The sequence below is a fragment of the Mycobacterium sp. NPDC004974 genome, from assembly GCF_053600815.1.
Genome location: NZ_JBSGAQ010000007.1, coordinates 120,551 through 137,950, shown reverse-complemented (window position 1 = coordinate 137,950; position 17,400 = coordinate 120,551). Strand labels below are relative to the sequence as shown.

The following is a 17,400-nucleotide window of genomic DNA, read 5'->3' as shown; positions in this document are numbered from 1 at the left end:
CGGGCTATGGCGCTGCGTGGCGACGCGCAGCACCGGGCACTAGTTGCTCGGGCCCGGCGCCAGCGTCGAACACGCCTTGGTGGCCTGCTGCCAGGTCTGATCGTCGACCCCGCTCGGCGGCCCCGCGACGGGGCCCGGCGCCGCCGGAACACCGTGCTCGGACAGACAATGCGCATATGTGCCATGCTCGGGCGGCGGTGAGGTGGGGGCCGGTTGCGGCCCCTCCGACGAACATGCGCCGAGGAACGCTGCTGCGGCAAGCAGACCTGCCGCGATGATCGGCCGGCGCATCAGCCGACAAACCGTGACAGTCGGGCCGACAGGTGCGGTACCAGACCGCCGTCGGCATCCACACGTTCTTCCACGTAGCCCAGGTCGCCGCCGTCGACGATGCCGTAGAGCCGCTTGGCGCCGCCGACGAGCAACCCGGACTTGCTGCGGGCCAGCGCATCGGTGACCAGCTCCCAGGAGGCCTGGGTGAGCGGCTTTCCGTAGAACAGTTCGACATAGCCGGCCGAATGGGCCAGCAGCAGTTCGATGGCCTGTGACTCATCACGGCCGGCCGGATCGTCAGGATCGGTCACGAATCGCCAGAAGCCCGTTTCGCGCAGGCCGGGGGAGTCGTATTCACCCGATTCGGTCAACCGCCAGGACCGGGAATCCCAGTTCAGGTAGTCGCCTCCATCATGGGAAACCACGATCTGTTGGCCGAATCGGTAGTCGCCGTGGGTGTCGCGACCTTCGCCTTCTCCGCGCCAGACGCCGACCAAAGGCAACAGCGCCAGCAGCGCATCGTTGAGTTCCACGCCGTCACGCAGGTTGGCGGTGTCGGCGGGCATCGGGAGGTCGTCGAAGGCCGGAATGTTCCGGGCGGCCGTGGCCTTGGCCCGTTCGGCAGCTGCCGCTACGGCGCGATCACCGGAGCCCGGCTCGGCGGCCGGGGCGTCGCCGCCGGAGGTCACGACTCGTCGGTGACGAGGCGGTACAGCGCGTACAACGCGAACCACGTGATGACCACGACGGCCGCGACGAGCATTATCTCGAAGAAGAGCACCACGGGAGTGAGTCTAGTTCCTAGTCGAGGGTGTCGGCGCCCCGGGTCGGGACGCCCTATACACGCCGAACGTGGGCTTGTGTGCGAGATGCGTGCAAATCCTCGTCCACAAGCCCACGTTCGAGCGGGATCAAGCGATCGATCAAGCGACCTTGACGTCGACCTCGTGGATACCCGCGCCGGTCGGGGCCACGCTGGCGTCGCCGTTGCCCGCGGGGGACAGGGCGCGCAGCGTCCAGGTGCCCGGAGCGGCGAAGAACCGGAAATCACCGGTTGCCGAGGCCACGACCTCAGCGGTGAACTCGTCGCTGGAGTCCAGCAGGCGCACGAAGGCCCCGCCGACCGCCTGGCCGGAGCCGTCCACCACGCGACCGGTGATGACGGTTTCCTTCTCCAGGTCGACGCCGGCGGGCAACGTCAGTCCTTGCTTAGGTGCAGAGCACATATCAACTTCCCAACTCGATCGGGGCGCCCACCAGGGAGCCGTATTCCGTCCAACTGCCGTCGTAGTTCTTCACGTTCTGGTGTCCCAGCAGCTCCTGCAGCACGAACCAGGTGTGCGAGGAACGCTCACCGATCCGGCAGTAGGCGATGGTCTCCTTCTCGCCGTCGAGGCCGGCCGCGGCGTACAGCTTGGCCAGATCCTCGTCGGACTTGAAGGTGCCGTCCTCGTTGGCTGCCTTGCTCCACGGAACGTTGATGGCGCCGGGGATATGCCCGGGCCGCTGGCTCTGCTCCTGCGGCAGGTGCGCCGGTGCCAGGATCTTGCCGGAGAACTCGTCAGGCGAACGCACGTCGACCAGGTTCTTGGCGCCGATCGCGGCGATGACCTCGTCGCGGTACGCCCGGATGCTGTTGTCGAGCGGCTGGGCCGCGTACGACGTGGCCGGACGGCTGACGGCGTCCTTGACCAGCGGGCGCGCGTCGAGTTCCCAGCGCTTGCGGCCACCGTCGAGCAGCTTCACGTCGGCGTGGCCGTACAGCTTGAAGTACCAGTAGGCGTATGCCGCGAACCAGTTGTTGTTGCCGCCGTACAGGACCACGGTGTCGTCGTTGCTGATGCCCTTGTCGGACAACAGCTTCGAGAACTGCTGCTGGTCGACGAAGTCACGCTTGACGGCGTCCTGCAGATCGTCGCGCCAGTCCAGTTTTACGGCGCCGGGGATGTGCCCCTCGTCGTCGTAGGCGCTGGTGTTCTCGTCGACCTCGACAAACACCACGCCAGCGGTATCGAGGTTGTTCCCGGCCCATTCGGTCGAGACCAGGACGTCGGAACGTGCCATGTACGAATTCCTTTCGGTTGCTTGCTATTTCAGATGTCAGGTGGGTGTCATGCAGGACTGGGGGCGCGACGCAGCCGGGCCACCAGCGGGTAGATCTGGCAACCCAGGCAGATGCCGAAGGCGGCGTTGAGGAAGGCCGCCACCAACGCGAAAGCGGTGGCGGTCAGGCCGAGGGCGGTGATGCCGAAGGCGAACCCTGCGGTGCCCACGGCGGCGAACGCGAAGCCGACCAACTGGGCGAACTTCAGTGGCGGCACCGGTTCACGCTCGGTGACCGGGGCCAGCCGGGGCGCGATGAACGTGGCAAATACGCGGCCGTACGGATGCCGGCGGGGGCCGCCCACCGCGCCGATGGCGAACACCACCGCCTGGGCGCCCAGCAGCACCGCGGCCGCGGGCTCACTCACCCCGGCGACCAGCAGCGTCGCGATCAGTACCGCGGTGGTGACCCAGGCCGCGAACCGTGGCCCCCGTACGTCGACCTGGGCAGGCCGACTGTCAGCGATGGGTGGGGTCGATATCGATGCCATGAGAACGAACTCCTGTTGTTGTAGAAGGTCTGATGGTGTGCAGGCTCAGGGCACAAGGCCCGAGCGGGCGCGCGAAAGCGCGCGGCTGCCCTCAACAGCAACAACAACAGCAGCAACCCGCAACGCGGCACAGATCAACTGCGCGGCGCTTCGTGAGCACAAGCTCAAGGCGGGGTGACACGAGCGACAGCTTACCCAATAACCGCGGGGTCAGGCCAACAGTGGTTCCAGCGCCGAGCGCAGGTCAGCGGCCTTGGGGACCCCGCTGGTGCGGTACCGGGGCCGGCCGTCGCGGTCGAAGATGATGGTGGTGGGCAGCGACAGGACCGAAAGCCGCCTGGCGGCTTCGGGATTGGCGTCCATGTCGATTTCCACGTGAGCGACTTCGGGTAGTTCGGCGCAGACCTGGTCGACGACTCGTCGCACCCCGGCGCAGGGTCCGCACCATTCGGCCGAGAAATGCAGGACCGTCGGGCCCGTGTGCGACAGCCCGAGGTCACTGGTGTCGATGTTGGCGGCTTCCCCGCCCGCCCTGATCATGCCGGCGCGCAGCGTGATCAAGCGGCCGATCACGTAGGCCACCCCGAGAGCGGCGATCAGCACCACGATCACCAGCACCATCGAAGAGCTCATGATTGTCTGAACCCCGCCAGGTCGATCGTTACTCCCGTGGCGATGCCTTCGATGATCACGTCGGATCCGCGGGCGCCCGCGGTGGTCGGGGCGATCCCGAACGGCAGCTTCTGACCGGTGATCGTGTGGCTGAACTCGGACAGGACCGCCGCGGTCTTCTCCTCGGGCACGGGCTCGTCGGCGGTACCGGGGCCGGTCAGGATCCCGGTCGCGGTCAGCACCAGGGTGGTGTCGTCGCTGTCGGCGAAGGACAGGTCGACCGAGACACTGACCCGCTTGTCCATTCCGGAGCCCTTGGGAGTTCCGGTGAACACCAGCCCTTGACTGCTGGAGATGCCGGACTCCGTGGTGCCCCCGGTGGCGTCGTTGGTTTCCCGCGAGGGAGCCTCCACCAGCAGGTCATCGATGCCCATGAACCTGCCGATATGGGTGGAGTCGATGATGATGCGGCTCTCGGTCTTCCTGACCGGCAGTTTCGCGTCGGGGCGGATCAGCCAGGACGAGTCGGTGAGGTCGATGCCGTGCAATGTGGCCTCCAGCGAGGCCTTGCCGACCACGGGATGGTCGACGCCGGCGGCCCGGATCTCGATCTCCTTGTAGCGGTGGTTGCTGACCTGGGTGAGGAACGGGAATCCCAGGATGGCCACCCACGGGTCCCAGTTGAGGTTGGCCGCACTGCGTACGTTGCGGGCGAGCCGGTACTCGGCGTAGATCGCCGAACCGAAATCGGCCCCGACAACCCCGACGACGAGCGCGGTCACGGTCGCGGCGAGCCCGATCAGCAGTTTGCGCACCGCCACATTGTCGCCCACAGCCGCCGGGTCGAAGCGCTCGGCGCGGCTAATCAGCAGGTGAGGCGTTATCGTTAGATCACTAAAGGCCGGTAACGGCTACATGTCAGTCATGAATCCGACCGTGTGGACATCGGGGTCCGGGCGATCGTGGGAAGTGATTGCCGGCGCGCCGGAGGACCTGTTGGATCTACTGCTACTGACCGTCGACCCGCATCCTGAGGCGGTCCTGCCCTCCCTGGCACTGCTGGCCCACACTGTGCGCACAGCACCGACAGAGGTGTCCTCGCTGCTGGAAGCGGGTAGTGCCGATGTGGCGATCGTCGACGCCCGTACCGATCTCGCGGCTGCTCGCGGCCTGTGCCGACTGTTGGGAACGACGGGTACCTCGGTCCCGGTGGTGGCGGTCATCAACGAGGGCGGGTTGGTGGCGGTCAACCACGAGTGGGGCCTGGACGAGATCCTGCTGCCCGGTACCGGGCCGGCCGAGATCGACGCCCGGCTGAGGCTCCTGGTGGGCCGACGCGGAGGCGGCGCCAACCAGGAGAACGTCGGCAAGATCACACTCGGTGAGCTCGCCATCGACGAAGGCACCTACACCGCACGCCTGCGTGGGCGTCCTCTCGACCTCACCTACAAGGAATTCGAGCTGCTCAAGTACCTCGCCCAGCACGCCGGGAGGGTCTTCACCCGGGCGCAGCTGCTGCAGGAGGTGTGGGGCTACGACTTCTTCGGCGGTACCCGCACGGTCGACGTGCACGTCCGTCGCCTGCGCGCCAAGCTCGGCCCCGAGTACGAATCGCTGATCGGCACCGTCCGCAACGTCGGATACAAGGCCGTGCGCCCGTCGCGCGGCCGCGCCGCCGCCGCCGAGGCCAGCGGTGCCGCCGAAGCCGTGCAGGACGGCCACGGCGACGACGACTTCGACCCGATGACCGACGACGTGGACGAGCCGTTGGCCGGGCGGTTGCCCAGCCAGTGACCGAACTCGACTGGCGTACGCGGCTGTCCGAAGCCGAGCAGACCGGGATCCGTGCACTCATCTCCGCAGCCACCGCGGCCGACGGCGTCGCCCCGGTGGGCGATCAGGTGCTGCGCGAGCTCGGCCACGACCGCACGCGCCACCTCCTGGCGACCGACGGCGCAGACCTCGTCGGGTACCTGAATCTGGCCCCGGCCGGCGACGCGGACCCGGCGATGGCCGAGCTGGTGGTGCATCCGCAGGCCAGGCGCCGCGGCGTCGGTGCGGCGCTGGCCCGTGCCGGGCTCTCCGAGGGCCCGGCAGGCACGCGAATCTGGGCCCACGGCAATCTGGAGGCGGCCCGGGCGCTGGCGGCCGCATTGGATCTCCGATCGGTCCGCGAACTGCTGCAGATGCGTCGTCCGCTGACGGACCTGCCGCCGCTGCGCACCGCCGAGGGCGTGCGGATCGCCACCTACGCGGGGCCCCGCGACGATGCAGAGCTCCTGCGGGTCAACAACGCCGCGTTCGCCTGGCACCCGGAGCAAGGCGGCTGGACCGAACAGGACATCGCGGAGCGGCGCAGCGAGCCGTGGTTCGACCCCGAGGGGCTTTTCGAGGCGTTCGACGAACGCACCGGGGCGCTGCTGGGCTTCCACTGGACGAAAGTCCACGACGGCGATCTGGGCGAGGTTTACATCGTCGGGATCGACCCTGCCGCGCAAGGGCGAGGGTTGGGCTCGGTGCTCACCCTGGTCGGTCTGCACCACCTGGCGGGCCGCTCGCTGGCGACCGTGCTGCTTTACGTCGAGGCAGATAACTCGGCGGCCGTGGCGACCTACCGAAACTTGGGTTTTGAGGTGTTCAGCGTCGACGTGGCGTACGCCGTCGGTTAACCCGTTTAGCTGTGAACACGCTGAACCTATTCACTGCTGATTCACCTGCTGTCCGTGAGCCGTCCACTGCGGCCTAATACGTTGCCGGAGAGTTCGAAGCCGTCAACTGAAAGTGGGACAAGTGAAGCTCATCAGCATTGGCAAGCCGTTCGGTGTCGCGCTGTCCGCGACGGCGATTGCGGCACTCACGCTGACCGCGTGCGGTAGCGACAACAACTCCGGCAGCACCGGCTCCTCGGCCGCGGGCACCAACTCGGCCGCGTCGGCTGAGTGCAGCGGCAAGACCGCTGTGACGGCCGAGGGCTCGACCGCGCAGCAGAACGCCATTGCGGAGTTCAACAAGGTCTGGGGCCAGGTGTGCTCCGGGAAGAACCTGTCCTACAACCCGACCGGCTCGGGCGCGGGCGTGGACCAGTTCATCGCCAAGCAGGTCGACTTCGCGGGCTCCGACTCGCCGCTCAAGGACGATCAGGTCGCCAAGGCCGCCGCGCGTTGTGGCGGCAACGAGGCCTGGAACCTCCCGCTGGTGTTCGGCCCGGTCGCGCTGGCCTACAACGTCGAGGGTGTCGACAAGCTCGTGGTGAGCCCGGACGTGCTGGCCAAGATCTTCCAGGGCCAGATCACCAAGTGGAACGATCCGGCGATCGCCGCGCTCAACGCCGGCGCCACCCTGCCGGACCTGGACATCAAGCCGATCTACCGGTCGGATTCCTCGGGCACCACCGACAACTTCCAGAAGTACCTGGCCGCCGCGGCGCCGCAGACCTGGACCAAGGGTGCGGGCAAGGAGTTCCAGGGCGGCGCCGGTGAGGGCGCGCAGAAGTCCTCCGGTGTGGTGCAGGCCGTCCAGGCCACCCCCGGCTCGATCGGCTACGTCGAGAAGAGCCCGGCCGCCGCAGCCGGCCTGCCCTACGCCCAGATCGACAGCGGTGCCGGTGCGGTCGCGCTGGACGACGAGTCGACCACCAAGGCCGTCGGCGCCGCCAAGGTCAAGGGTGACGGCAAGGACCTCGTGCTCGACCTGAACGCGCTGTACGCCTCGAAGGAGGCCGGCGTCTACCCGCTGGTGCTGGCCACCTACGAGATTGTTTGCTCCAAGGGCTACGACGCCGACACCGCTTCGGCCGTCAAGTCCTTCCTGACCGTGGCCGCCAATGAGGGCCAGGCCAGCTTGTCTCAGGCCGGATACATCGCGCTCCCCGACGAGTTCAAGCAGCGCCTGCTGACCTCGGTCGAGGCCATCGCGTAGTAGCCGGACTGGCATTAGAGGACGAATCTGGGCGAGGATGGGTTTTCCGACCAAAATGACCAACAGGGGCCCGGACGGGACAACAGTGACATCGCCGAATCCAGCTGATTCGGGGTCGGGGGAGACGCTCGCCTCCCCCCATCCCGAACCAGAACCCATCTCCACCGATCCGTCCAAGGGAGCCAAGGTTCGCCTCGGCGACCGAATTTTCCGTGGGCTAGCAGAAGGCTCGGGCATCCTGATCGTCGCGCTCATCGCGGCGATCGGGGTGTTCCTGCTCTGGCGCGCGGTTCCGGCGCTGACCCGCAACGAGGAGAACTTCTTCCTCTACGGCGGCAACTGGATCACCACCGACACCTCGGCGATGCACTTCGGCATCTTCGAGCTGCTGCAGGTGACCGTGTTCGTCTCGGTGTTCGCGCTCTTCTTGGCGATGCCGGTGGCGTTGGGCATCGCGATCTACCTCACCCAGTACTCATCGCGGCGATTGGCCGGTCCGCTGGCCTATCTGGTGGACCTGCTGGCCGCCGTGCCGTCGATCGTCTACGGCGTCTGGGGCCTGTACGTGCTGGCGCCGGCGATCAAACCCTTTGCGGTGTGGCTCAATACGAACTTGAACTGGCTGTTCCTGTTCAAGACCGGCAACGCCTCGGTGGCCGGCGGCGGCACCATCTTCACCGCGGGCATCGTGTTGGCGGTGATGATCCTGCCGATCATCACCGCGGTGACCCGCGAGGTGTTCACCCAGACCCCGCGCGGCCAGATCGAGGCCGCGCTGGCGCTGGGTGCCACCCGCTGGGAAGTGGTACGCACGACGGTGCTGCCCTTCGGGCTGTCCGGCTACATCAGCGGCGCGATGCTCGGTCTGGGCCGCGCGCTCGGTGAGACCATCGCACTGCTGATCATCCTGCGCGGCACCCAGACCGCGTTCAGTTGGACGCTGTTCGACGGCGGCTACACCTTCGCCAGCAAGATCGCCGCCACCGCAAGCGAATTCAACGACCAGTACAAGGCAGGCGCTTACATCGCCGCCGGTCTGGTGCTGTTCATCCTCACCTTCGTGGTGAACTCGCTGGCCCGTGCCGCGGTCGCCGGAAAGGGACGCTGATGACCTCCACGCTCGAGCGGCCGGTCAAGGCGCCCGCGTTCCAGGGCGTGAGCCTGCGCCGCAAGCTGACCAACCACTTCGCCACGGTGCTGGTGACCTCCTCGTTGCTGGTCGCCCTGGTGCCGCTGGTATGGGTGCTGTACTCGGTGATCGTCCGGGGGTGGGCCGCATTGAGCTCACCCACGTGGTTCACCAACTCTCAGGCCGGCATGACGACGTTCACCGCCGGCGGCGGCGCCTACCACGCGATCGTCGGCACCCTGCTGCAAGGCCTCGTGTGCTCGCTGATCTCCATTCCGATCGGCGTGATGGTGGGCGTGTACCTGGTCGAGTACGGCGGTGGTACGCGGCTGGGCAAGATCACCACGTTCATGGTCGACATCCTCACCGGCGTGCCCTCGATCGTCGCCGCGCTGTTCATCTACGCGTTGTGGGTGGCCACGCTCGGGTTCGGCCGGTCCGGGTTCGCGGTGTCACTGGCGTTGGTGCTGTTGATGATTCCGGTGATCGTGCGGGCCACCGAGGAGATGCTGCGCATCGTTCCGATGGACCTGCGTGAAGCGAGTTACGCACTGGGCGTGCCCAAATGGAAGACCATCGTGCGAATCGTGATCCCGACGGCGCTGTCGGGCATCGTCACCGGCATCATGCTGGCGCTGGCCCGCGTGATGGGTGAGACCGCGCCGCTGCTGATCCTGGTCGGCTACGCCCAGGCGATGAACTTCGACATGTTCGGCGGGTTCATGGGATCGCTGCCGGGCATGATGTACGACCAGATCTCGGCGGGAGCAGGCGCCAACCCGGTGCCCACCGACCGGCTCTGGGGTGCGGCGCTGACGCTGATCCTGCTGGTCGCCCTGCTCAATGTCGGCGCGCGTGCGGTCGCCAGATTCTTTTCCCCCAAGAAGGTGTAGGAGTTATCCATGGCCAAGCGGCTGGATCTCAAGGACGTCAACATCTACTACGGCGCGTTCCATGCCGTTTCCGAGGTTTCGCTGTCGGTGCAGCCGCGCAGTGTGATGGCCTTCATCGGCCCGTCGGGCTGCGGCAAGTCGACCGTGCTGCGCACGCTGAACCGCATGCACGAGGTGATCCCCGGCGCCCGCGTCGAGGGCTCGGTGCTGCTCGACGGTGAGGACATCTACGGCGCCGGGGTTGACCCGGTGGGCGTGCGCAAGACCATCGGCATGGTGTTCCAGCGGCCGAATCCGTTTCCCACCATGTCGATTCGTGACAATGTGGTGGCGGGGCTGAAGCTGCAGGGCGTGCGTAACCGCAAGACTCTCGACGAGGTGGCCGAGCGCTCGCTGCGCGGTGCCAACCTGTGGAACGAGGTCAAGGACCGGCTGGACAAGCCCGGCGGCGGTCTGTCCGGCGGTCAGCAGCAGCGGTTGTGCATCGCCCGCGCCATCGCGGTGCAGCCCGACGTGTTGTTGATGGATGAGCCCTGCTCGGCGCTCGACCCGATCTCGACGCTGGCCATCGAAGATCTGATCTCCACGCTCAAGCAGGATTTCACGATCGTCATCGTCACCCACAACATGCAGCAGGCTGCCCGGGTGAGTGATCAGACGGCGTTCTTCAACCTCGAGGCCACCGGCAAGCCCGGCAAGCTGATCGAGATCGATGACACCGAGAAGATCTTCTCCAACCCCACCCAGAAGGCGACCGAGGACTACATCTCGGGCCGCTTCGGCTGATCTGCCGCCTGCCGCTCACGGCGTCAATACGACACGGGTTCCCGAGGGTTCGCCGCCGGTCCACACTTCGGCAACATCGGCCAATGCCCTTGATTGGGTGCGTAATTCGATCTGACCGTCGGCGACCATGGTGAACAGCCGGGGTAATGCCTCGGTGTGGGCCCGGGCCAGCACGTCGGGCGGCACGCTGCCGATGCCGACCCCGCTCAGGGTGATCCCGGTGCCGCGCAGTACTCCCGCATCCAGCGACAGTGTCGGCCCGGTCATCGACCCGATCTGCACGAATCGGGTCGGGTGGTAGTGCGCGGCGGGGTGGCTGGCCGCCAGGGCGGTGAGCACCTGCGCGGCCGGGTCACCCCACAGGTAGTCGAGTACCGCATCGAACGGGCGCTCCGCGTGCATCTCGGCGACCCGGGCGCCCAGATCCTCCTCGCCGAGGGGGATCGTGTCGTGGGCGCCGGCCGACCGTAGCCAGGCCAGCCGTTCGTTGTTGCGGCCGGCGGCCACCACGGACTCGGCGCCGAACATGCCGCCGGCCAATTGCACTGCCATCGAACCGGTTACACCGGTGGCGCCCAGCACCAGGACGTGATCGCCGGGCTTGACGGCCGCGGCGTGTGACAGTGCGGTCCAGGCGGAGATGCCCGGGTTGGGCAGGGCGGCGGCGGTCACCGAATCCACGTGCTCGGGGACGTCGACACCTCCGGCCGGGTCAACCAGTGCGCGCTGCGCCATCATCCCGGAGTATCCCAGCGCCCCGGTGTAGATGCGACGGCCGTCGGCCAGCCGCGCGACACCGTCGACGCCGGGAATGGCCGGCAGTTGAATCTCCTTGCTGGCGTAGTGCTTTCCCGATACCAGGGCCCGGGTCAGGTTGGTCAGGGCCGATGCCTCGACGACCGCCACCTCGGCGCCGTCGCGCGGTTCCGGCTCGGGCACGTCGGCGTAGTCGGGGTGCCGGCCCCATTCGGTGACCAGTGCGGCCTTCATCGCGGCTCCTTTGGTTTCTCGAGATATGGTTTCTGTGGAAACAATCTACCTATGCTTGCCCAGAGTGGCAAGATGGTTTCCATGAAAACCAAACTCGAGCTGATCGAGTCCATCGCCGGGCTCATGACCACGGTCGGGGATCGGCTCGAGAACGACGGGGACGGCGACGCCGAGCGTGATTTCATGGCCGACAGATGCCCGCCGCGGTTGCAGGACGCGGTGCGGACCCTGCCGACGTCGTCGATGCACCTGCTGGCGGAGATCGCCGAGGGCCCGGTCAGCGTGGTTGGGCTGGCGGCCCGCGCCGGCCGGCTCAAGGGCACGGTGTCCAAGCACGTGCAGCGGCTGGTCGAGGCCGGCCTCGTGGCCCGCACGCCGGTACCCGGCAACCGTAAGGAGATCGAGCTCGGCCTGACCGCCGACGGAGAACTCGTCGCCGACGTGCACCGGCAGCTGCACGAGGAGATGGACCGCGGAACCCGCGATTTCCTGCTGCGCTACAGCGCTGCGGACCTTCAGGTGCTGGTCAAGGTGCTCGGAGACCTGGCCGGGGCGCACAAGGACGGGGTCCGTCTGGTGCCGCCCACCGACCGGCCCTGAGTCACTGCGTCGGAGTAACCGATTCCCCGTCCGGGTAGGAGCCGGTGACCTGGAAGATGACCCGCCGGGCCACCTCGACGGCATGGTCGGCGAAGCGCTCGTAGAAGCGGCTCAGCAACGTCACGTCGACGGCAGCGGTCACCCCGTGCTTCCACTCCCGGTCCATCAGCACCGAGAACAGGTGGCGATGCAGATCGTCCATCGCATCGTCTTCTTCCTGGATCCGGGCGGCCTTCTCCGGGTCCTGGGTGAGCAACACCTCGCGTGCGGCGTGTCCCAATTCGACGGCAACCCGGCCCATTTCGGCGAAGTACCCATTCACTTCCTCCGGCAGCACGTGCTGGGGGTGGCGACGGCGTGCGATCTTGGCCACATGCAGCGCCAGCGCGCCCATCCGGTCCACGTCGGCGACGATCTGGATGGAGCCGACCACCGAGCGCAGGTCGCCGGCCACGGGCGCCTGCAACGCGAGCAACACGAACGCAGACTCCTCAGCCTGGGTGCTCAGCGTGGTCATCTTGTCGTGGTCACTGATGACCTGCTCGGCAAGTGCGAGATCGGCCTGCAACAGTGCCTGGGTAGCTAGCTCCATTGCGGTACCCGCCAACTCGCACATCTCGCCGAGTTGGTCCGTCAGTGAACGCAATTGCTCGTTGTAATGGGTACGCATGATGCAAGATTATGCGGTCAGCAGGCCTGGAGTCACGATGCAACGGTGAACGAACGGTGAATGCCGTCCGCTCGGGCTCTGGAGACTATTCGCAGGTGGTGTCGGCGGCGTTGGTGACGGTCAGATCCTCGGGGAGGTGTGTCGGGGCGCTGCTGGTGCCCTTCAGCACGTGCACCTGCACCTCCGACCCGCTCGGGGTCGGCGCGTTGACCGTGTAGAAGTCGGAGCCCAGCACCACCTGCACCACGCTGCCCATGCCCGACACCCGCTCGATGGTCGGGTTGGTGAACGAGCTGGCCACCGTCGCGGCAGCCTCCTCGTTACCGGGGGAGAAGAACACCGTGGTCGCCGGAAGCGTGCTCGGATAGTCGTCAGGGGTGTTGACGTTGAAGCCGTGTTCCTGCAGCTCGGTGGCCGCCGTGGAGGCCAGGCCGCTCTGGCCGGTCGAGTTCGACACCTGCACCGTGACCTGCTGCGGTTCGGTGGTGACGGCGTTGACCATCTCACCGCTGTCCGTCGTCGCCGGTGCGGGCGCGGGAACGGTCGACTGGAGGGTCTCCGACGGGGCGGCCGCCTGGACGGACGACGTCGTCGATTCCGGGGTGCCGGGCACCGGGGTGTTGTCCGGGTTCTTCTCACCGGGCAGCGGATCGTCGTTGATGATCGCGTCGAACAGGGAACGCATGTCGTCGGTGCGCGGGACCTCGTTGCCGTACTCGTCGGCATAACCGACGGTCGGCACCGTGACGAACGAGATGCGCCCGGCGTTGACGCCCTGGACGGACTGCCCGAGGTCGACCAGGTCCTTGGTCCTGATGTTGTCGACGTAGCTGTCGCTGATGAACATGTTGACCACGCTGTTCAGCTTGCGCAGCGAGAAGAAGGTGTCCTTGGAGATAAGGGACCGCAGCAGTGATGACAGGAACAGCTGCTGACGTTTGATCCGGCCGTAGTCGCTGGTGACCTCGGTGGTGACGTGCCGGGCCCGGACGTAGTTCAGAGCGGTGTGGCCGTCGACCATCTGACGGCCGGGGTTCGCCAATACCGTGCCGAGAATCTCGTCCTCCAACGGCGTGGTGCTGCACACCTCGATGCCTCCGAGCGCATCGACCATCTTGGAGAATCCAGCGAAGTCGACGGCCATGAATCGGTTGATCGACAAACCGGAAAGCTTCTGGATCACCTTCACCAGGCACTTCGGGCCACCGAACGCGTATGCCGAGTTCAGCTTGGTTTCGGTGTAGACCTCGTCGGGGCCGTTCGTCCCTGATTCTTCGTCGTACTGGGGACCGTATGTCGCCGTCTCGGGGTTCCAGGGCTCGCATTTCATCGGGGTGATCGACAGGTCGCGCGGGAACGACACGGCGACAACGCGTTTCCGGCTCGCCGGGATGTTCACCAGCATCACGGTGTCGGACCGCACGCCATCGGCGTCCTGAGTGTTGCCCGCGCCCATGCCACTGTTTTGGCCTGCGCGGCTGTCGGTGCCGACGATCAGGAAGTTCTCGTCACCGAACTGGGCGTTGGGGTCGAGGATGTCGCGTGAATTGAGATCCAGTGCCGCGACCTTGTTGAGGCTGTTGTTCTTCGAGGACTGCCACTGCCAGGCCCCGCCGGTGAGCACCAGGGTCAGGACCGCGAGCATCGCGGCGGCGGCGCGGCCGGCCAGCATGACCCGGCGGTCGAGCGGCGGCCGCAGTCCCTCGATCTCGTCGGTGTCCTCGGGGTCGTGCTCGTCGGGCGGTGTCGGGCGGACCCGCCACGCCGGGCGCTCCTGGGGTGCGTCGTAGTCGTACACCGGCAGGACCGGCAGCACATCGGTGTCGGTGTTGTCGGTCTCGATCTCGCGGTGATCCAGCGAGTCATCGAACGGTTCCTCGAATGGTTCCTCGTACGGCGCCGGGAAATCCTCGGCGTCGTGGGAATCCTGGGGTTCATCGGCCTCGGGTTCGATCAGCACCGCCGGAATCACGTCGGTCGGGTCGGGCACCTGCGGGCGGACATAGGCCGGTGCGTACGCCGGCTCGGGTTCCGGGGCCGGATCCAGTGCGTGCTGCGGTTGGGGTTCGGGTTCTGGTTCCAGGTCGAATTCGGGCTCTGGCTCAACCTCCGACTGGTCCAGCTCTGGCTCGTCGGGCTCGTCTGGCTCCAGCCGGTGGCGCGTCGGTGTGAACCCGGTCCCGGCGACCTTGGCGATCAGATCGGCGACAGTTACCCCGTCGGCATGACTGCCGGTGGGCTCATCCAGGGGTGAATCATCGGGTAGTGGCGCATCCTGGCGCTCCCACGGCGCGGCGCCTGGCAAAGGCTGCCGGGATCGGGTAATCCATTGGTTGTCCGACGGCTCCTCCGGCGAGCGGTGTCGACGGCCGGGAGTGGCGTTATCAGCGTCACTCATGTCCTTACCGGCCTCCGACTCTTCGAGCTCGCGCGTGCGCGTCGGTGCGCATCGTTCCCGCGGTGTGATCTGGGTGCTGCTGAGGTTTTCTCCCCATCTCTTCTAGCAGCACACTGCCGGACTGGCTACTTGAAGCCAGCCGCGGCAGGGGTTTCATCGTACTGAGGCATCCTGAGGCTGAGCTAGACCCAACCTGGTGACAGTGCCGTCTCGATGTCATCTCGGTGCGACTGCAGGTCAGCCTCCGGAATGCATCACATCGGCCCCGACCGGCACCGCGCAGTCGTCGGGATCGTCGAGCCACCCCTCGGGCAGCGACACCGAGGCGGCCGACCCCTGGCGCCCGCGGGGACCGGTGGCCGCCGGCGGGAACGGTGCGTCGCCGTCGAGTTGGTCGAGCAGTGCGTCGAGTTCGGCACGGGTCTTGACCAGGGCCAGCCCACGCCGCAGGTCGGCGCCGGCCGGGAATCCGTGCATGTACCAGGCCACGTGCTTGCGGATTTCGCGCATGGCCTTGTCCTCGCCGAAGTGCTCGCTGAGCAGTTCGCCGTGGCGGCGCACGATGTCGGCGACCTCGCCCAGGTTCGGCGGGGTGGCGGCGGGGCGGTCGTTGAAGGCTGCCGAGAGTTCGGCGAACAGCCATGGCCGGCCCAGACAGCCTCGGCCGATCACCACGCCGTCGCAGCCGGTCGCAGCCATCATCGCGAGCGCGTCGTCCGCCTCGAAGATGTCGCCGTTGCCGAGCACCGGAATGCTCGTGACATGCGCTTTGAGCGCCGCGATCTGGTCCCAGTCGGCGGTTCCGGAGTAGCGCTGCGCCGCGGTGCGGGCATGCAGCGCCACGGCCGCCGCCCCCTCCTCGGCGGCGATCCGCCCGGCGTCCAGGTGGGTGTGATGCTCGTCGTCGATGCCGATCCGGAACTTCACCGTCACGGGAATGTCGGTGCCCTCGACGCCGCGCACCGCGGCGGCCACGATCTGGCCGAACAGCCGCCGTTTGTAGGGCAGTGCCGACCCGCCGCCACGCTTGGTGACCTTGGGCACGGGACAGCCGAAGTTCATGTCGATGTGATCGGCCATGCCTTCGTCGGCGATCATCTTGGCCGCCAGGTAGGTGGTTTCCGGGTCCACGGTGTAGAGCTGCAGCGACCGCGGCGATTCGTCGGGGCCGAAGGTCGTCATGTGCAGGGTGACGGGGTGGCGCTCGACCAGGGCCCGCGCGGTGACCATCTCGCACACGTAGAGGCCGCTGACGGTGCCGGCGCGGGCGATCTCGAGCTCGCGGCACAGCGTGCGGAACGCGACGTTCGTCACGCCGGCCATGGGAGCCAGGACGACGGGACTGGGCAACGCGAACGGCCCGATCCGCAGTTGGGATCGGGCCGGTGCTGCCGTTGTGGGCGGCGGTGCGGTCAGAGTCATGCAGTCGACGAGGACGAAACCAGCAGGTTCTTCATGGCCTTCTTCTCGGCCACCTTGCGCTCGCGCTCCAGGCGGCGCTCCTTGGCGACCTCGAACTTGTCGCAGGCATCCTCGAGCTCCTCGATGATGCGGCCGATGTCGTCGCGCAGTCGCGCGCCCTCGCCGGTGAAGTCCTCACGCTCGAAGATGCGCCACTTGCGCAGAACCGGCATCACCACGTCGTCCAGGTGGATGCGCGGGTCATAGACACCGCCGACGGCGATGATGACGGCCTTACGGCGGAAGTCGGGCACGGTGTAGCCGGGCATCTTGAAGTTGTCCAGCACGCGGTGCAGCGACGCCATGCCCTGGTTGGGGGAGATGTCCAGACCGGCCGCCGAGACGTCCCGGTAGAAGATCATGTGCAGGTTCTCATCGGCGGAGATGCGCTGCAGCAGCTGATCGGCGATGGGGTCGTCGCAGGCCTTGCCGGTGTTGCGGTGGCTGACGCGGGTCGCGAGCTCCTGGAACGACACGTACATCACCGAGTCGAACAGGCTCTCGGCGAACAGGTCGCCCTGCTGGTTCTGGCCGGGGGAGAAGCCGCGGGTGACCTGCTCGACGCGCAGTTCTTCCAGCTCGACGGGGTCGACGGCGCGGGTCACGACGAGGTAGTCGCGCAGGGCGATGCCGTGGCGGTTCTCCTCGGCGGTCCAGCGGTTGACCCAGTTGCCCCAGGCGCCGTCCATGCCCATGTTCATCGCGATCTCGCGGTGGTACGAGGGCAGGTTGTCCTCGGTGAGCAGGTTCTGCACCATCGCGGTCTTGGCGACCTCGGACAGCTTGGACTGCTCGGGATCCCAATCCTGGCCGCCGAGAGCGTAGTAGTTCTTGCCGTCCGACCAGGGAATGAAGTCGTGCGGATTCCAGTCCTTACGCATCCGCATGTGGCGGTTGATGCTGGTTTCGACGACAGGCTCGAGTTCGTGCAGGAGCTGCAGGTCGGTGTATTCCTGCGTCATGTGCCCTCAACCCTCCTCGCGTCCTGCGGACGCTCAGTTATCTGTACCTGTTGGTTGCAGTCAATATATCTGTGTAACCCGGTGACATCAAGTTGCCCCGCGGGTACTTTCGCG

20 protein-coding genes are annotated in these 17,400 nt (G+C 66.9%); 7 read left to right on the top strand and 13 right to left on the bottom strand.

Annotated features, from left to right (window positions below):
* Nucleotides 1-39 precede the first annotated feature (39 nt).
* The 8 genes from ACWEFV_RS17870 to lmeA all read right to left on the bottom strand — a co-directional run bounded on the left by ACWEFV_RS17870 (nucleotide 40) and on the right by lmeA (nucleotide 4,312).
* A complete protein-coding gene (locus ACWEFV_RS17870; RefSeq protein WP_450071121.1) occupies nucleotides 40-291 on the bottom strand; it encodes a hypothetical protein in 252 nt (83 codons plus the stop codon).
* Nucleotides 291-962: an FABP family protein gene (locus ACWEFV_RS17865; protein ID WP_135452516.1), complete on the bottom strand. Its 672-nt coding sequence runs from the start codon at nucleotides 960-962 to the stop codon at nucleotides 291-293. The genes ACWEFV_RS17870 and ACWEFV_RS17865 overlap by 1 nt, the downstream gene beginning before the upstream one ends.
* A 234-nt stretch (nucleotides 963-1,196) precedes the next feature.
* Nucleotides 1,197-1,499 (bottom strand): DUF1416 domain-containing protein, encoded by a 303-nt coding sequence (locus tag ACWEFV_RS17860; protein WP_003884652.1) that lies wholly within the window; start codon nucleotides 1,497-1,499, stop codon nucleotides 1,197-1,199.
* A gap of 1 nt (nucleotide 1,500) precedes the next feature.
* Entirely contained in the window at nucleotides 1,501-2,337 is an 837-nt protein-coding gene (locus ACWEFV_RS17855; RefSeq protein WP_135452518.1) for a sulfurtransferase, read from the bottom strand.
* Nucleotides 2,338-2,384: 47 nt separating this feature from the next.
* Nucleotides 2,385-2,867, bottom strand: coding sequence for a DUF4395 domain-containing protein (locus ACWEFV_RS17850; protein ID WP_450071120.1), 483 nt, complete (start codon nucleotides 2,865-2,867; stop codon nucleotides 2,385-2,387).
* Nucleotides 2,868-2,958: 91 nt separating this feature from the next.
* Nucleotides 2,959-3,027, bottom strand: coding sequence for an Ms5788A family Cys-rich leader peptide (locus ACWEFV_RS17845; RefSeq protein WP_350355364.1), 69 nt, complete (start codon nucleotides 3,025-3,027; stop codon nucleotides 2,959-2,961).
* 50 nt (nucleotides 3,028-3,077) lie between these two features.
* Nucleotides 3,078-3,500, bottom strand: a complete 423-nt coding sequence (locus ACWEFV_RS17840) for a thioredoxin family protein (protein ID WP_450071119.1) — start codon at nucleotides 3,498-3,500, stop codon at nucleotides 3,078-3,080.
* Nucleotides 3,497-4,312 (bottom strand): mannan chain length control protein LmeA, encoded by an 816-nt coding sequence (lmeA, locus tag ACWEFV_RS17835; RefSeq protein ID WP_135452524.1) that lies wholly within the window; start codon nucleotides 4,310-4,312, stop codon nucleotides 3,497-3,499. Before lmeA ends, ACWEFV_RS17840 begins: the two co-directional genes overlap by 4 nt.
* A 160-nt stretch (nucleotides 4,313-4,472) precedes the next feature.
* Between lmeA and ACWEFV_RS17830 the strand changes: the two genes are divergently transcribed.
* From ACWEFV_RS17830 to pstB, 6 genes are all read left to right on the top strand, one after another.
* Entirely contained in the window at nucleotides 4,473-5,273 is an 801-nt protein-coding gene (locus tag ACWEFV_RS17830) for a winged helix-turn-helix transcriptional regulator (RefSeq protein WP_450071231.1), read from the top strand.
* The gene (gene mshD / locus ACWEFV_RS17825) at nucleotides 5,270-6,148 is read left to right on the top strand and encodes a mycothiol synthase (protein WP_450071118.1); all 879 of its coding nucleotides are present in this window, start codon (nucleotides 5,270-5,272) and stop codon (nucleotides 6,146-6,148) included. Before ACWEFV_RS17830 ends, mshD begins: the two co-directional genes overlap by 4 nt.
* Nucleotides 6,149-6,269: 121 nt before the next feature.
* Nucleotides 6,270-7,397 (top strand): phosphate ABC transporter substrate-binding protein PstS, encoded by a 1,128-nt coding sequence (gene pstS, locus ACWEFV_RS17820; RefSeq protein ID WP_135452528.1) that lies wholly within the window; start codon nucleotides 6,270-6,272, stop codon nucleotides 7,395-7,397.
* 55 nt (nucleotides 7,398-7,452) lie between these two features.
* The gene (pstC, locus tag ACWEFV_RS17815) at nucleotides 7,453-8,505 is read left to right on the top strand and encodes a phosphate ABC transporter permease subunit PstC (RefSeq protein ID WP_450071117.1); all 1,053 of its coding nucleotides are present in this window, start codon (nucleotides 7,453-7,455) and stop codon (nucleotides 8,503-8,505) included.
* Entirely contained in the window at nucleotides 8,505-9,419 is a 915-nt protein-coding gene (pstA, locus tag ACWEFV_RS17810; RefSeq protein WP_450071116.1) for a phosphate ABC transporter permease PstA, read from the top strand. The genes pstC and pstA overlap by 1 nt, the downstream gene beginning before the upstream one ends.
* 9 nt (nucleotides 9,420-9,428) lie before the next feature.
* Nucleotides 9,429-10,205, top strand: a complete 777-nt coding sequence (gene pstB / locus ACWEFV_RS17805; protein WP_135452535.1) for a phosphate ABC transporter ATP-binding protein PstB — start codon at nucleotides 9,429-9,431, stop codon at nucleotides 10,203-10,205.
* A 15-nt stretch (nucleotides 10,206-10,220) separates the two neighbouring features.
* Here pstB and ACWEFV_RS17800 read toward each other — a convergent pair whose 3' ends face one another.
* On the bottom strand, nucleotides 10,221-11,195 hold the full coding sequence (locus ACWEFV_RS17800; protein ID WP_450071115.1) for a quinone oxidoreductase family protein: 975 nt from the start codon (nucleotides 11,193-11,195) through the stop codon (nucleotides 10,221-10,223).
* Nucleotides 11,196-11,276: 81 nt separating this feature from the next.
* Here ACWEFV_RS17800 and ACWEFV_RS17795 point away from each other — a divergent pair, with 81 nt between their 5' ends.
* Nucleotides 11,277-11,795 (top strand): MarR family winged helix-turn-helix transcriptional regulator, encoded by a 519-nt coding sequence (locus ACWEFV_RS17795; RefSeq protein ID WP_450071114.1) that lies wholly within the window; start codon nucleotides 11,277-11,279, stop codon nucleotides 11,793-11,795.
* A gap of 1 nt (nucleotide 11,796) precedes the next feature.
* Here the strand turns inward: ACWEFV_RS17795 and phoU are convergent, their stop codons facing one another.
* The 4 genes from phoU to ACWEFV_RS17775 all read right to left on the bottom strand — a co-directional run bounded on the left by phoU (nucleotide 11,797) and on the right by ACWEFV_RS17775 (nucleotide 17,286).
* A complete protein-coding gene (phoU, locus tag ACWEFV_RS17790; RefSeq protein WP_135452542.1) occupies nucleotides 11,797-12,465 on the bottom strand; it encodes a phosphate signaling complex protein PhoU in 669 nt (222 codons plus the stop codon).
* Between the two features lie 85 nt (nucleotides 12,466-12,550).
* Complete coding sequence (locus tag ACWEFV_RS17785) at nucleotides 12,551-14,863, bottom strand: LCP family glycopolymer transferase (protein WP_450071113.1); 2,313 nt, start codon at nucleotides 14,861-14,863, stop codon at nucleotides 12,551-12,553.
* 237 nt (nucleotides 14,864-15,100) lie between these two features.
* Nucleotides 15,101-16,285: a tRNA dihydrouridine synthase DusB gene (gene dusB / locus ACWEFV_RS17780; protein ID WP_135452546.1), complete on the bottom strand. Its 1,185-nt coding sequence runs from the start codon at nucleotides 16,283-16,285 to the stop codon at nucleotides 15,101-15,103.
* Nucleotides 16,282-17,286, bottom strand: a complete 1,005-nt coding sequence (locus ACWEFV_RS17775) for an acyl-ACP desaturase (RefSeq protein WP_135452548.1) — start codon at nucleotides 17,284-17,286, stop codon at nucleotides 16,282-16,284. The genes dusB and ACWEFV_RS17775 overlap by 4 nt, the downstream gene beginning before the upstream one ends.
* Nucleotides 17,287-17,400: the final 114 nt, after the last annotated feature.

Coding starts and splice junctions, on each gene's coding strand:
- ACWEFV_RS17870 (WP_450071121.1), bottom strand. CDS start 291: ATGCGCCGGCCGATCATCGCGGCAGGTCTGCTTGCCGCAGCAGCGTTC.
- ACWEFV_RS17860 (WP_003884652.1), bottom strand. CDS start 1,499: ATGTGCTCTGCACCTAAGCAAGGACTGACGTTGCCCGCCGGCGTCGAC.
- ACWEFV_RS17855 (WP_135452518.1), bottom strand. CDS start 2,337: ATGGCACGTTCCGACGTCCTGGTCTCGACCGAATGGGCCGGGAACAAC.
- ACWEFV_RS17850 (WP_450071120.1), bottom strand. CDS start 2,867: ATGGCATCGATATCGACCCCACCCATCGCTGACAGTCGGCCTGCCCAG.
- ACWEFV_RS17840 (WP_450071119.1), bottom strand. CDS start 3,500: ATGAGCTCTTCGATGGTGCTGGTGATCGTGGTGCTGATCGCCGCTCTC.
- pstC (WP_450071117.1), top strand. CDS start 7,453: ATGACCAACAGGGGCCCGGACGGGACAACAGTGACATCGCCGAATCCA.
- pstA (WP_450071116.1), top strand. CDS start 8,505: ATGACCTCCACGCTCGAGCGGCCGGTCAAGGCGCCCGCGTTCCAGGGC.
- pstB (WP_135452535.1), top strand. CDS start 9,429: ATGGCCAAGCGGCTGGATCTCAAGGACGTCAACATCTACTACGGCGCG.
- ACWEFV_RS17800 (WP_450071115.1), bottom strand. CDS start 11,195: ATGAAGGCCGCACTGGTCACCGAATGGGGCCGGCACCCCGACTACGCC.
- ACWEFV_RS17795 (WP_450071114.1), top strand. CDS start 11,277: ATGAAAACCAAACTCGAGCTGATCGAGTCCATCGCCGGGCTCATGACC.
- phoU (WP_135452542.1), bottom strand. CDS start 12,465: ATGCGTACCCATTACAACGAGCAATTGCGTTCACTGACGGACCAACTC.
- ACWEFV_RS17785 (WP_450071113.1), bottom strand. CDS start 14,863: ATGAGTGACGCTGATAACGCCACTCCCGGCCGTCGACACCGCTCGCCG.
- dusB (WP_135452546.1), bottom strand. CDS start 16,285: ATGACTCTGACCGCACCGCCGCCCACAACGGCAGCACCGGCCCGATCC.
- ACWEFV_RS17775 (WP_135452548.1), bottom strand. CDS start 17,286: ATGACGCAGGAATACACCGACCTGCAGCTCCTGCACGAACTCGAGCCT.